Annotated in this window: 6 protein-coding genes; 2 read left to right on the forward strand and 4 right to left on the reverse strand. The window is 63.9% G+C overall.

Features of this window, described 5'->3' with window-relative positions; genetic code table 11:
- Positions 1-12: 12 nt before the first annotated feature.
- From AC0L2K_RS03995 to AC0L2K_RS04005, 3 genes are all read right to left on the reverse strand, one after another.
- Complete coding sequence (locus AC0L2K_RS03995) at positions 13-411, reverse strand: hypothetical protein (RefSeq protein ID WP_473530679.1); 399 nt, start codon at positions 409-411, stop codon at positions 13-15.
- 38 nt (positions 412-449) lie between these two features.
- The gene (locus AC0L2K_RS04000) at positions 450-1,433 is read right to left on the reverse strand and encodes a SctD/MshK family protein (protein WP_287345905.1); all 984 of its coding nucleotides are present in this window, start codon (positions 1,431-1,433) and stop codon (positions 450-452) included.
- 119 nt (positions 1,434-1,552) lie between these two features.
- Complete coding sequence (locus AC0L2K_RS04005) at positions 1,553-1,732, reverse strand: hypothetical protein (protein WP_023799517.1); 180 nt, start codon at positions 1,730-1,732, stop codon at positions 1,553-1,555.
- Between the two features lie 214 nt (positions 1,733-1,946).
- Between AC0L2K_RS04005 and AC0L2K_RS04010 the strand changes: the two genes are divergently transcribed.
- Together AC0L2K_RS04010 and AC0L2K_RS04015 are read left to right on the forward strand one after the other, a co-directional pair.
- Positions 1,947-2,807 carry a MurR/RpiR family transcriptional regulator gene (locus AC0L2K_RS04010; protein WP_128172198.1) on the forward strand — a complete coding sequence of 287 codons (861 nt, stop codon included), beginning with the start codon at positions 1,947-1,949 and terminating at the stop codon, positions 2,805-2,807.
- A gap of 89 nt (positions 2,808-2,896) precedes the next feature.
- Positions 2,897-14,548, forward strand: coding sequence for a LysM peptidoglycan-binding domain-containing protein (locus AC0L2K_RS04015; RefSeq protein ID WP_473530680.1), 11,652 nt, complete (start codon positions 2,897-2,899; stop codon positions 14,546-14,548).
- Here AC0L2K_RS04015 and AC0L2K_RS04020 read toward each other — a convergent pair.
- Entirely contained in the window at positions 14,521-15,483 is a 963-nt protein-coding gene (locus AC0L2K_RS04020) for a LysR family transcriptional regulator (RefSeq protein ID WP_473530681.1), read from the reverse strand. The genes AC0L2K_RS04015 and AC0L2K_RS04020 overlap by 28 nt on opposite strands.
- Positions 15,484-15,500: the final 17 nt, after the last annotated feature.

Consider the following 15,500-nt stretch of genomic DNA (forward strand, 5'->3'; position numbering starts at 1 on the left):
CATGCGGATCAGTCAGGTTTCGATTCCTTCCTGTATCCGGCCAAGCAGATCGCGATGACGCTCGATTTCATCCTCCATCAGCGTTCTGGCAAGTGTCTTGAGTGGCTCGCCTCCCTCAAGGCCGGGAACCAGATGCGTTACAAAATGCTGGAGAATGGGTACCGAGCGACGCAGGATTGCAGGCTCGGGAATACCAGGCATGACGAAGTTGATGAGCGCCTCGTCGAGCGATTCGCCCGCCGTACCCCGAGAGGACTGGAATTCCGCGGTTCCTGGCTTTTCCGTACCAGCGGCCGATGTCGTCCCCGGGGCCCGGCTTGCGGCCTTGTCGACGCCGTTCATCCGCCGACGGCTGATTGCCTGACCACGCACGCCTTCCGCCTGCCGCACCTCGCGGCCGGTTGTATCCATCCTTGCCGTATCGAAACGCGGGCCTTCAAGCCGGCGGTTCACGGATATTTCAGCGCGACCGTGGCGCCGCCCTTCGTCAGGAGAAGTTCCGTCTCGCCAATGCGCTTGACGGTCCAGCCGTCATTGGTGAATGCGCCTTCATGATAGCGTGCGCCGTCGGTGGCGATGACATAGGGCCGCTCGCCATACCAGATCGCCTGCAGCCTCAGGCGCGGAGCTTGCTCGGCGTTGCCGATCATGACATTGGAGGCGAGGGTGAGGTGCGCGCCGAACGCCTGGTCGAACCAGGATTGCGTTTCGGTCCAGGCAGCATTCTTGTCATTGGCGATCATGCCCGAGACCACGAGCCGTCCAGGTGATTGCTGAACGGTCAATGTGCTTATGCCGGATTGCTCGAGGCGCAGCTTGAGCTGGCGTTCCGCGTCGGCGGCACTGGGTGTCGGCGATGAATCGTCCAGAACACTCTGCCCGGCCTCGCCAGCGAGGGCCAACGTGATCGGTTTATCGACCTGAGCGGACAGCTTTTTGCCAATGTCCGGCTCGGCGAAGGAGAACCCATTGGCGGCGACGGAAACAGCGAAGACAGCAAAGAGAACGCTGCCTGCAACCAGCAGGGGGCGATTGGAAACAGACCAGCGATTCGGCGGGCGTTCCGGGTTAACCAGCCGGATATGGGCATCGCCGAGGCTCATCGACAGCGGCAGCTTGCAGCGGCGGCCCTGGCCTTCACGGATGATCTCGCCGGTGGCGAGCGTGACATCGCCGCCGACGGCTTCGATTTCAATCTGGCTGCCCTTGCGCCGCAACCTTGCGTGGACCGGCGCGATGCCGGCGTCCCTAAGGACTATTTCGGACTCCGTGCTGGAGCCGACCGTATACAGAGGCTCGACCAGACTAAGTTGGGCGCCCGCGTGAAATCCCTGCGTTACGCTGAGCGCAACGGAATGTCGCGATGCCGGGGTGCGGCCGATAGCCCAATCTTTGCCGTTAGCCCAATCTTTGCCGTTAGAATGAGCGGTCATGCCACTTCATCTCCCGCTGATGACAATTCAGACGCAGCCTGGCAACGGCATCGAAACGTTCGTGCCGTGGACGTGCGCCGCCGGGTGCTTGCGGCGGCGCATGGTTCGAGAATCCCGCCTTAGGCCTTTTCGGCCGACTGGCCGAGCGTCCTCGCGGTGCTCATCAGCATGTCATGTTGGGACTTCGCGATCTCTTTTGTGATCTCGAGGCTAAACATGCGCTCCTGATGCTTGATCATCTTGTCCAGGTTCTGTTCCGGCGACCCGGCAGCGCCGGACGTAATGGGAGGGGTAGCCATCGTTGTCTCCTTGAGGGACCATTCAAGTTACAAACTCCGGAATCACGTCGACGCGATCCGGCAGGTTGCGAAAGCAGCTTAAGGCAGCGTGATCGAAAATGAAAGTCCACTTGGAATATATGAACCAGTTAGGTTCCAACTGTTGCATTGCCACCATTGGAGGAGTAACCTGCCATCGGGGTAAATGGGGTATGGCAGAATGGAACAAGGTCCTTTGGCGGAGCTGTTGGTCGAACGGTTCGAGAATATGCCGCCGCAGCTGCGGGTCGCCGCGCGTTTCGTGCTGGACCATCCTAAGGATGTCGCACTGATGTCGATGCGCGAGCAGGCGCATCAGGCCGGCGTTTCGCACAGCACGATGATGCGGTTGGCGCGATGGCTTGGCCTTGAAGGCTATGAGGATATGCGCAGTCTTTATGCGCGCGCGCTGCGTGAGACAGGCGCCGGTGAGCCGGTGCGACGGGGTGCCGACCAGGGTGGCGTTCCCGGATATTCGACTGCAGGGGTTGTCGCCGACACGCTCGCGGCGCAGGTTTCAAGTCTGGGTGAGTACGGCAATGCCTCGCAATTCATCGCCGCCGCAGACCTCCTTGCACGATCACGCAATCTGTTTGGTCTCGGCGCGCGCTCCGGTTATCCGGTCGCCAGCCACTTCGTTCACATCATGTCGTTTCTGGCTGGCGGCGACCGCAAGGTGACGCTTGTCGGCGAGATGGGCGGACATGGTCTGGATGCCTTGCAGGGCGCGGGACGCGGCGACGTGCTCCTTGCTGTGGGCATGTCGCCTTATGAACGAACGACGATCGACGTGGCGCGCCAGTCGGCCAGGCAGGGTGTCGGCGTGGTGGCAATCACCGACAGCAGCGTGTCGCCGCTGGCCCGGATCGCGCGGGAGACCATCATCGTTACGGCAAATTCGCAGTCGTTCTTTCGCAGCATGGCGCCGGCGTTCGCCGCCGTCGAGATTCTGGCGGCACTGACGGCTGTGCAGTCTGAAGTGAATGCTGCCGAACGAGTAAGACAGTCGGAAAAGCAACTCGCTGCTTTCGGCATTTATTGGAAGCCGCCCCGGTAAGCTTCTGGGGCTTCCACTGTCGGGCGCGGGGGCGTTGACGGCAGGCAGACTGCCTGAACCAGGACTGGACCGGCTCCGGAGGTTGTTTGATGATCCGCCCGATTAACACCGTCAAGCCGCCGCCGCCGCCCAGGGTCGATCCAAAGGCCAATGCCGAGCAGATTACGCGGCTGCAGGCGGAAGCCACGAAATTGCAAAATGAAATCCGGCTCGCCAACAAGATGGGCGAGGCCGACGCGGCCGCGGGCGCCCGCCAGCGGCTGACGCAGGTCAATGCGGATCTGACGACGGCGCAGCCGACTGCCCCGTCGCCACAGTCGACCGCCCCGGCGCAGCCAGGACCGGAGCTGCCTGCCGCGGTCACCACGGCAAACGGCAATGGCGGCGCCACCGCCGCGCCGGCGCTTTTCACGCAGGATCTCGGCGGCGCGCCAAACCTCGTTGTTTCGCCGGAAGTCAAGGCGCAGGAAGTCAAAGCGCTGGAAGTCAAGGCGCCGAAAGTCGAGGCGCCGAACGCCAAGGCGAACGACATCCTCAAGGCGATCGAGGGCGGCAAAAGCATCGACAACATCGCCGCCGAGCAGCACATGGCTCCCGAGGATGTGGTGGCGGCTCTGAATGCCGGCGGCATGACGGCGGTAGCGACCGAGCACGCCAACGGCGACACCCGCACGGTGGTGATCACCGTTGGAGACCGCACGATCACCGAAAACCAGGATTATCATCACGGCGGCTACTACACCGAAGAGACCGGCCCCGACATGCAGGCGACTTCATCGCCGATCCGTGACGATCTCGGCCGCAAGGAAACCACCAGTGTCGACGCGCAGACCGGCGCGATCACGACGACGCTCGTGGACGATCTCGGCGACGGCGCGGTCACCGAACGCACGTCGAACCCGCAGACCGGCATCACCACCACCACCCACACGGCTGCCGACGGTACCGTCACGGTGGAGAAGGCCCTGCCGAACGGCGCAAAGGTTGAGACGGTAACGCCCAACAACAGCGTCGCCTTGCCGGTAACCACGGTCACGGGGCCGGATGGCGACGAAGTAATCCTGGCGCAGACCCAGACTGCCGACGGCTCGGGCGCGGCGTCGATCCAGGAGCAGCTTGCCGAGGGCATGAGCATCGAGGAGATCGCCGAGGCGAGCGATCTCACGCCCGAGCAGGTGATCGCCGAGCTGAACGCCGCCGGCCTCGAGGTGACGCAGGGCGGCGACCCGGGCGAAACCCTGCAGATCGTCGTCACGGATCCGGAGACCGGCAAGACGGTCACCTACAACAACGACTACCAACACGGTTCGACTTCGGTGACGACCATCGAGGGGAATACCGAGACGACCGATACGGTCGACGGCAATGGCAGGACCAGCCACACCGAGCGCAACACCGAGACCGGCGAGCAGACCACCACCATCGTCGACCCTAAGAACAACACCGAAACGACGATCGTCGTCGACAAGGACGGCCGGCGCACCGAGACCATTGTCGAGACGCTGGGGGATGGCGAGCCGATCGATTACGAGGTCCAACCCGGTGACAATCTGAGCGACATCGCCGAGGCGCATGGTGTGACGCTGGAGGATCTCGCCGAGAGCAATCCGGAGCTGTTCACCTCTCCGCGCGATCCCGACCTTATTCATCCCGGGGAAACCGTGGTGATCGAGGGCGGTACCAACACCACCGTCGAGGTGACGTTCAACGGCTATACAATGACCACGTCGCCGGACGGCAAGATCACGCTGACCAACGCAACGACCGGCGCCGTCACCGATATCGCGGCCGGCACCGCGCAACAGGCGCTCGCCGAGCTGCTGCTGGACATCAACCCGAACAGCAGTGACCCGCAACAGGCCAAGGAAGACCAGATACTCAAGACGATACTGGACGGCATATTCGGCGGAGCGACGCCAGAGCTGACCACGGAGGCGCTTGAAAAGCAGCAGGCCGTGGTCGCTGCAATGGAATTGTATGGTCCGGGACAGGACGCAACCGGCGCGACTCTCGACGGTGGCCCCACGTCGGTTGGTCCCTACGGCAACCCACCGTCACCCACGGCTCCTTCGGGCGGGAAGTGGGTGCCATTGCTGGTCGACGGGAGCTGGAAATGGTTCGACCCGGAGGTGGCCAAGGCGATCGCAGCCGAGAACGTGGCGATTGCGAACTTCGGTGAGGCAGAAGCAAAGGCTGCGCAGAGCGCGGCACAGCTCGACGTCTATGCGCTGGACCCTGAATTCAAGTACGCCATGGACGGTGCCGAGTCAACGCTCGACAAGGCGTTGGCGCCTTATGGACTGGATTGGAAGCCGCCCGAGCCGAAGGGCACACTGGCAGATGCGCAAAGCCGGTTGATCCTCGCCAACAACGCGCTTGAAAGCGCCAGCACCGCCCGGGCCGAATACGAGCAGGGCCAGACGTCACTTCTCGAAGCGATCGACAAACAGGTAGACCTGCCGACGCTCAGCGATCCCAACCAGACGGCTGTCAGCAGCCCGGACGGCCCCAGTGCCGAGGAAACCAACCAACAAGGAAAGGCCGCGCACGCGGAGGTCGCCGAGCTCTTTACAACCGTTTCGCTACACACCGCCAACGGCAACAAGGCCACGATCGATCAAATGATCAGCTCGACCGAGCTGGAGCTGAAGCTTACCGATGCCAAGCCTGGAAGCCCAGAATACACGGCCATCGAAGAGCGGCTTGAAGGTCTGCAAACGCTCCGGGGGGCCGCGGCCAATCAGGTGACCCTGGCCGAGGCATATCAGGAGTATGGGGTTGCACAGGCACAGGCGGCGGATCTTGCCGTAACCATGGAGCCTCTCAAGCAGCAACTGCTTGCGCAGGCGCAGGAAAGAAACCCGCACCATTTCGATTGGGAAGGCTATACCAATGGACATGGTGACTTTACCGGCAAGATAAAATCGCAGGACATCATTGAGGAGAACGGTCAGCTCTATGTCGTTACCGAATATGAGAACGCCACTTTCACCGACGAGAACGGTGATGACACCAACATACATAAATCTGCCCTGACATATGACCTCAACGACGAGGGTATCAGGGAAGATTTCCGCAACGATTCGCTCAACAAGCAGTGGCAGGAGATGCTGGCCTCGACGCAGGACCTATCGGCGCCGGTATGCACAGCCAATGCAAACGGATCGCAATCGGCGCTGGACGCTGCCAGGTCGAAGATTGTCGGCGTGCAGGTCGACCAGCTTGATGCCGGGCTGAGAGATGCGAAGACGGCGCTCGCCGATGCGACGACGGCACGCGACCAGGCGATTACCGACTACGGGCCGGGGACCGTAGAGGCGCCCGCCGGCACGCTCAAGCCGGGCGAGACGGCGGTGAAGATCACGGTGAACGGCCGCGACCTGTGGGTCGCGCCGGAGGTTGCCGCGGCCTATGAAGAGCAGGGGCCGGGCGCGATCGGCGACAGCGGCAAGTGGGTCCAGATCGAGATGGACGGCCAGAAGCTGTGGGTGCACCCCGAACTTGCGGCCGCGGAAATCGATCGAGGCCAAGCGGAGACCGAAAAGAACCAATTGGAGGACTGGGAAGAAAACGTGCGGCCGGCGATGGTGGCGGGGCGCGACTGGTACGCTTTTTCCGCAAGCCACCCCAAACTTCTCGAATACGGTTCCGCCGATCATGAGGCGAAAGTCAAGTACGAGTATTTTGAAGAACACAAGGACCAGGCGCTGGCTGGATATCAGGTCCAGTTGGAGAACCTCTACGAGGCCGGCTTCACCGGCGAATACGAGACATATACGCCGGACCAACTCAGCACTGCCGTTGGTCAGACCCTCGGGCCCGAGGCAGACGTCCAAAAGGTCACCGAAGAAATCACCGAGCGCGGCGGCGACGACGCCGAGGTCAAGATCGTGCCGATCTTCTCCCTCGACGGCGGGAAGGAATCGACGACGGCTTTGTTCGCGATCAAGAGCGGCGGCGACGAAATCGGCTATGTCGACAGCTTGGGCAAATATTACAGCACCTTCGATGAATTCCAGCACGAGAATCGCATCTTCAGCGAGAAGGGCAATCTGGTCATGGCCAAGGGCGGCGACATGTCGCTCGGCGAGGATGGTTTTTCGCTCGACGAACTGGAAGTGGCCGACGCACGCAAAGTGGATTTCTGGGACAAAGCTACCGACATTGGTCTTGGCATCGTCGCCGGTGTCTCCACCGTCGTCTCGTTCGTGCCGGGTGGCCAATGGGCGATTCCCATCGCGATCGGCTCCGGTTCAATCCTTGGCGGCAAGGCTCTGATCAAAGAGGGTGATCACCTCCTGCAGGGCGGCGACTTCGACAGCCAGTCGGGTTGGAATATCGCCACCGGCGTAACTGCGTTCCTGCCCGTGGGCGCGGGTGCCCTGCGCACATTCGGCTTGGCAAAGACAAGCCTGTCCAGATCCCAGGCTTTCGCGGGCGGCTTCGGGATGACCCGCATGAAGGATGCCAGCTGGGGCATCGGCAGATTCCAGGTGAACGTAGAGGAGGCCTCTTATGCTGGTAAGGTTTCGGAGTTCATGCAAAGCGGCAACAGGCTGACCAACGCTGCGTGGGGCCTCGATGCCGGCGCCGTGGTTACCGGTGTTCCGTTGCTCGGCAAATCGGTGGAAGATCTGGCGGCGCATGGCGGCGAGATGTCCCTGCTCGAGCTCGCGAACGCAGTCGTGGGCATAGGCGTCGGCACTGTCGGCACGGGGCTGGGCGGCCGTTCGCTGTTGTCCAACATGCCTGGAACGGGCGGTACCCGGAGCGGAACTTTTCCGGATTCGGGGCCGCAACCGCGGGCCGTCTACGAGATGGGCGCTGACGGTGTCTACAGGCCGACCGGCGAGCAGGTCATGCCGGACCCGGATGAGATCATCATCGACGGCGATGTGGCCGGCGAAACATCCGGCCAGCAGGGAGCCGGTTTCAGCGCCCGGGACGGGTTTGACAACACGGGAGGGGCTGACGGTCCAACCGGTCCACGGGCGCTGCCGGCCGGCGAGTCCGACGGTCCGAACCCGCCGCCGCCCACGGGCGGCAAAGGTGATCCATCAGGCGACGGACAATCATCGAGGCCGATGGTTGTGCATGAGCAAGGCACCGACGGCGTCTATCGCCCGACCGACAAGCTGGTCTTCCACGATCCCAGTCACTCCGTTATCGAGGGGACGGTTATCAACGTCCACGATGAACGGCCGAGCGCCCCGGGTGAGCGCGGCGATCCCGAGAATGCCAGCGACCGAGACGCCCAGGGAGCGCGTGAGCAGAATGTGCGCGTCCCCGCCGACGGCGATCCGATTGTGGTTCCGCCGGTCCGCGGCGATGGAACGACGCGCCCGGCCGAGAGCGGCTTGCGGCTCGTCTGGGACCCGGCGACCAAGACGTTCACCGGCATGCCAAGCCCCAATCCCGCGGAATACGTCTACACCAGCGGCAAGGATCCGCAGCAGACGGGCTACCTCGACGGCGCACGCCCTTCCGACCCGGCCGTGCTGGCCACCCCGGACGAGGTCCTGCTCCAGTCCGAAACGGAAACACGCGGGGCGGAAGGCAGCCGCCCGTTGATGCGCTACACTCTCGGCAACCGCCATACCGGCGAGATGCTGGTCGATTTCAACCTGCCGGAAGGCCAGAGGGTTGTCGCCATACCCGAACCCAAGGCGATCACGGCGGCGCCGGAGCCGGTGCCGGCTCCTGTCGAGCTCGACCCTTCCTTGCCGGTTCTTTATCTCGGCGCCGATGGCCGCTGGACAGCCGATAAGGCCCGCACCGAGCCACCGCCCGTGACGGACACCGAGCACCCTAGCCCGGTTCGGCCCGACGGCACGCCGATCATCAACAATCGCTCGTCAAACCCGTACAGCTTCGGCCAGACGTTCACTGCAGTCAAAGCCGGCCTGCGGCGCATCGGCACGCGTTACCTGAACACCGAGCCTCGCTATGATTATCCGAAGCTCGGCGAACTGGTCGACAGCATCTATCACCGGCCGGTTCCGCAGGACGGCGTCACCGCCGGACAGGACATCTATGTCGAGGCCGGCGGCGAATACCTGCCGGCCAAGGTCGTCGTCGCCGGCCCGCAGGCGAGCATGACCCGCGACATCGTCCCATTGGGCGAGCATGCGACGGATGCCGGCTACCTGGGTTCCGGCCCGACCGTCGAACGCGCCAAGCGCGGGTCGATAACCACGCCGAACGGCCAGCTCAGGGTCAACACCCCGGCACGGGAAGTCCATGCGTTCGATCCTGCCAAGAATCCGGAAGTCAGCCGTCGCTCGGCGCTCGGCGAAACCATGGCCACGACCTTGCCGGCGCTTCCCGACGATGCGGCAACGCCCGCGCCGATATGGACGCCCGAGCAGCTGCAACTCGTCGGCGATTACCTCAATTCTCTCGAACGCTCCAGCGATCCTGTCGTCCGCGATGCGGTGACCATGACCAGAGTGCAACTCGGGGGCAGGGCCTTGCCTCAGTCCGGCACGGACATGACGCCGGCCCAGCATCATGCGCTTGTCGAAATGCTCAACGCCGACCACAACAGCCCGTTCACCGGCTCCAAGCCGGCGGGCCAGCTTTCGATGAACGGCCTGACGACCCTCCAGGTGTTCAGCGCACAGGGCAAGCTGCCGCATCTGTCGCCGGGAGAAGTGATCGACCAACTCAGCCTGTCGTCCGACGCCAGGCTGCCCCGCGGGGAGCAGTCCCTTACCGCAGGGGCGCTGCCAAGAAAAGCCGGCTGGACCGATGCCGGCCGTGGCATCGTCGGCGATTACCTCAAGGCTGCATCAGGCTCCACCGATCCGAACCTTGCCGCCGCGGCAAATGCCGCCTCGCCGTTTTTCAAGGGGCGCGCCACCAAGCCCGGCAAGGCCGTGACTGCCGCGCAGCAGGATGCGCTCATGCAGGTCCTGGCGGCCGACAGTGGCAGCACGTGGGTTTTCGGTCCGAAGCTTCAGCCGGGCTCTTCGTTCAAACCCGCCGGCAAGCTTTCGCCGGAAGGCCGCTACAATGAGGAGGTCCTGTCCGGCCACGACACCTGGACGTCGTATCTTTGGCGAGAGATGCGCGGTTACGCCGCCAACCAGCAGAAATCTGCGGACCCCGCGGTCCAGTCGCTCGCGCACGCGCTGGAGAACGCGCTGCCTGCAAGCAAGCCCAGGGCCGGGACCGAGATCAACAGCGAGGTGCCCGTCCTGCTGGAGCGGTTGCTGGATGCCGACAAGGCGAGTTCGTGGCGCGCCCCGACATTCTTCACCGATGCACAAGGGGTCTGGCGGTCCGACCGCGCCACTGTCTCCTGGTTCCTGCAGGAACACGAAGCCAATGTCCTGGGCGGCCCCGTGCTGAACGACGGGGTGACCAACGGCGCCTTGCTGGCTGCCGGGTGGATCCTCGGCCCCGACGGCCGCACGATCACGCTCGGCGGATCGATGCTCGGCATCGGCCTCAAAGTGCCGCTGCCCAGCCGTCAGGTCTATGGCGAACTCAGCCTGAAGAACAACGGCCCCGACGGCGGCACAGGCTTCCTGCTCCCGGTCCATCCCAACGATGCGAAGGGCCAGAAACTCTTCGTCAATGGATACCGGCCGAATTTCGCTTATGATGAGGCGGCGGCTCCCTCCGCCCAGTGGGTCGCATCGGCGCCGATGCTGTCGAAGAACACGTTCCAGAACGAAAAAGCCGCTGGCGTTTCACTATCCATCTTTGGCTTCTCTCTGAGCGGGGCCTACGTCAATCGCACGCTGCGCTATCTCGGCGGCGAAGGCGGCCGGCCGGGATATACGCACAGGGAGCCTGGCCCGCTCAGTCAACGGGCAGCCTCTTTCTGGGAGGAGGCGGCGAGAGGTGGCGCCAGCCACTATAGCTCCGAAGGCAAGGTGCCGGGTTTCGAGGATCGTCTCCTCTACCGCAACTACAACGTCATGGCGCCCTTCGGAGGCGGCAAGGAACCCTGGCGCGGCACCCCCGCCTTCGAGGGCGTCCCGCGCGAGACGGGCGCCGGGCCGCTCAACCGCCTGGACCGCAAGGACCACGGCGCCGGTCTCGCCCTGAACTATGGGCCATTGCCGCTAACGACGGTGGAACTCGGCTCGGTGAGGAAGGATGTTGTCCCGCATGCCCGTACCGCCCGCGCCCATCCCGGATCCTCCGAAGGCGCGCAAAAGGTTTTCTCCGCGCTGGAGACTTCGGGGGGGCGACTGACGCCGGACGTTCTGCAGCATCTCGACGCCTATCTCGCAGAGGTTGCGGCATCGCCGCACGGCGATTTAAAGTTCGCTGGTCAGCGCGTGTTGGATGTGTTCCCGGAACTGGGCGTGGCGCCATATCCGGACCAACTCGCCGGCGGACGGCCAGACGGCAGGAGCCGGCCAGCATGGAAAGCGTTGCGGCAACAGTTGGACCAGCAGGCCCGCAGCGAGCTGACGCCCACGCAGGCGCATTACCTCAACCGGCTGCTCGAACAGGATGTGCTGCACAATTCGCCGCCGACCCCGCCGGCACAGGGCTCGGGCAGGCCGGATGGAACCCCGCCGCCACTGGGCCTGGGGCCGTCGGATGACACCCCTCCGGCACTGGGCCCGGGGTCGTCGGAAAAAACGGTTCGGATCGTGGACGAGAATGGCGAAACGGCCACCGTGAGGTATCTCGGGACGCCGCCCAAGAGCGCGGAGAACGTATATGTGCCGCCTGCGGATGGTCCGCAACTCCGCGGCGACGACCCGACCTTGGCTCACAAGTCGCATATTCTGCATCGCGATCCGGAAACCGGGGAGCCGGTGGTGCTGCCCTGGATACGTGGGGCTTCCGATGACCATGTGCCGGGGAGCCTTCCCGAGGAAGGCAATCTGCCCGTCGACGGCGCCGGCGACCCCGCAAGACCCTTGCGCGGCAATGTCGGCCCCTATGTTTTCCGCGCCGATACACGCGCGCCGAGCGAGATCAGGGACGCCGGCGGCTTCTCGCCGCCGCCGCCGACCGGAATCTGGGTGGACAATCCGCAAGGCATCGTCCTGAGCAACTATGTGCTGGGCAATACCCATGGCCGTTTCGTTGGCACCAGCCAGTCGATCTCGGGCGCCAAGGCTTTCGTTTCGGAAGAGTCACGGGCCGCGCGGCAGCAGGGCCATACCTATCTCTACACGCTCAATCCGAGTAGACCGCGCCTCCACGTCCCGACCGAGTTCGAGGCGATGGGCCGGCCGGTCAGCGACAGCATGGCCCGCGTCGACGAGACTGCAATCGACGGCAGCATACCATGGAACGAGGTCCATGGCTGGCGGATGATGGATCCGGACGGCAATTTCGTCGGTGAGTTCACGCGCAATGAGGATGCCGTCGCGCCTGGCGGATCGACACAAAAACGCCCGCAGGTGATCTTGCGGCCGGCCGACGAGTTCTGGGATGCGCCAGAACAGGCCGAAGCGCCGCCGCCGCCAGTGGCCGCGGTGGTCGGCCACGAAGCCCCGGCCGTGGCCGGCGAAACGCCGCCGACAGAGAATAGTGCTGCCGAAACGCCGACAGCCGCGACATGGCCGCCGGCGCCTGACCGGGGCAGGGCGGTTTTTAACCCCGTCAGCGGAAACATCATCAGCCTTGAGCTTCCGGCGAGTTTCGCCGCGGAGCCGGGATTTGCCGAACCTGTGCGGGCACCGACCGGGCCGGAGGTCAGAGCGCTTGCAGCCGATAAGATTGCCGGGCTGACCGGTCCGCAATTGCACGCCATCAAGCCGGAGAACATCGCCAAGCTGGCGCTTGAGCAGGTGGCTGCGCTGAGCCCCGAGCAGATCCGGCAGTTGACGTTCGATCAGCTTGCCGCGCTTCCACCGAAGCAGTTGCGGGCGCTGGGTGGCGAACAGCTCCAGGCGATCAGGCCAAGCAAATTGCAGGCTGTTGCCTCTGGCCGGATCACCGGCTTGCGGCCGGATCAGGTCGCGGCCTTCTCGCAAGAGCAACTCGCCGGATTGACCATCGAGCAGGTGCGCAAGCTGACGCCCGACCAGATCGCCAAGCTCAGTGACGAGCAGCGCAACGCCCTTACGCCGGAACAGGTCACCGCCATGCGGCCTGCCCAATTCAGCCATCTCAATGCCACCCAGTTTGCGGCGCTGGACCCAGCTCTCGTCGCGGCACGCAATCCTGCGACAATGGCAAAGCTGTCTCCACGCCACGTCTCGGCACTGACGCGGGAGCAGCTTGACGCTCTGACCATTCATCAGATCGAGGCGCTGACGAAACAGCAGATAGCGGCGCTGACGCCGAAGCAGCTTGGCGAGTTGAGCCCCGGCCAGTTGCGCAAGTTCACGCCCAGGCAATTTACTTGGATGTCGACGGAGCAAACTAACGCGCTTTCGGTGCTGCAGATGACCACTTATCGGGCGACCCACAAGAAGATCATGACGCCGGATCAAACTGCGGCCGTCGATCAGGCGCTGACCCTCGCCCGCATCAAGGAGAACGCGCAGTTGGTCGCGACCTTTGGTCCAATGGCCGGCTCCTCCTACACGGTATGGCAGATACTGCCACCGCATTGGGCCGCGACGGCTGCGGGCGTTGCGTTCGGCGTGCGCGGTGTCGTCTTCAGCGCGCAATCGGTCTTTCCGAACGCCACGGCAAATCACAAGCCGCTGGGACGCGCCCTCAATGCCGCGAGCGGGGCGTCGTTCATCTTCTCGTCTCCAGGCTCGGCCGCCGGGCTGCTGCGCGGCGACAATGTCTGGTTGAACGGCTCCTTCTCGCTGGGCAATGTGATCTACGGCACGAAATCCGCGCTGCAGTCGATCGCCGGACGGCCGGTGTTGCGGAACGTGGCCGAGCATCTGGCCGGTCCTGGTTATGTCTTCGGCTCCCTTCTCTACACGGCACAGAACCTGCACTCGCCGCTGGCCGCGACGGCGGGCGCCTTGTTCACCGTCGGCAGCGCCGAGTTCTGGGTGTCGGCCGCGCGCACCGATCTGCTCAACCGCCGGGCCGTGCCGAGGACGCCAGAGCAGATCGACGCCCGGGCAAAGTCCGACGCGCGCTGGGGGATCGCCGATCGCATCGCGCTTGGCGTGACCTTCGGCGTCGGCATGCTGCTGTTTGCCTGGGATACGCTGGACGACCAGCCATGGAACACCGGCAAGACGCCGCCGACCGAGCCGACCGCGCCGGGCGACGCACCTTCCGGCGTCGATGGCGCGCTACCGGACGAACAGACCGCGCCGGGTAACGATCCTTCCGGTGTCGAGGGCGCGCCGCCGGACGAACAGACCGAGCAGCCTGATCCCGGGACGCAAACCCCGCCGCAGGATTTCCCGCAACTCGCCGTGCTGGCCGATGACGGCCTGAACTTGCGGACCCAGCCTGACGGGGATTCGACCGTGGTGACGGTTCTGCAACCCGGGAGCTTCGTCGAGCAGACCGCCGCGCCTTCGGCAGACGAGTCAGGGGAGGCCTGGATACCGGTCGAAGGTTTCGGGCCGGACGGCGAAATGCATAGTGGCTGGGTTTCCGGCGATCATGTCGAGGCGCACGCCGACGGCAGCAGCAACCCTGCGGGCCGCACCAATCCAACGCTGGAGCAAGACGGCTACCAGTGGGTCGAGGTCAAGAACGGCGACAGCATTCGCCTGATCGCCAGGACCCATTCCGCGGATGTGGCCGAGACGGTGGTGCTCAACATGGACCATATAATGAGCCCGGATGTGATCTTCTCAGGCGACCGCATCTACCTGCCGGCCACCTTGGTCGGCTGAGAAACCGCGGGCCTGAGCTTGTCGGTTCTCGCAGCATAGGCATGCGCAACGCAGCCGGCCAGCTTTGCCGCCCGCTCCGCTATCGGATTGGAGGGTTCGGAAGAGTAGGAGGCGGTGAACTGTAGGTCTGACGGGTCCCATTCGCATTCGACGATGCGCAGTTTTCCGCTTGCGAGATAGTCCTGGACGACGCCCTCGGGCAGCGAGGCTATGCCGATTCCGTTGAGTGTCATCGTGATGGAAGCGGCCAGCGAGTTGGCCGGAAAGATGCGCGGCGTCTCCTCGAATTCGCCGGTGAGCTTGCGGTAGAGTTCGCTATAGGGTCGCGTGGTGCGCGCGTAGCTGATGATGGGAAACTGCATCAGGTCGTTCAGCGTCACCTTGCGCCGGTGAGGCAATTCCAGCTGCGGCGAGCAGACCCAGACAAGCGGAAAGGACGGCATCTCGATATTCTCGATGCTGTACTCCAGGACAGGGCCCATCAGCACCGCAAGATCGAGCCGGTGTGACATGAGTTCGTTGCGAAGGGTCGTCGTCGCATCGACGACGATATCGGTATCGACAAGCGGAAAGTTTGCCTTCAGTGCCGTGAGGAAATCCGGCAGCCAGGTGTGTACGATCGTTTCGGCGACCCCAAGCCTCAGCACCCTCGTCGTCTCTGAAGTCTCTGAAAGAGAGCTGGCCATCAGTTGCAGCCGCTCTGCGACACGCAGAACCCGTTGGGCAGGCGGCAGCAGCCGTTGTCCCTCGGCGGTGAGCCTGACCGTGCTGCTCTGTCGCTCGAACAGCTTGGCGCCAAGCGCTTCCTCCAGCCCAGCAATTCGGGTGGACACCGCCGGCTGCGTGGTGTTCAGGCGTTCAGCCGCCCTGCGAAAGCTTCCGAACGTCGCCACCAGGAGAAAGGTTTCGAGCTGCTTGATATTGAAAGGTATCACGACTGGGAATCACTCAT

Source organism: Mesorhizobium sp. WSM4817 (assembly GCF_055811135.1).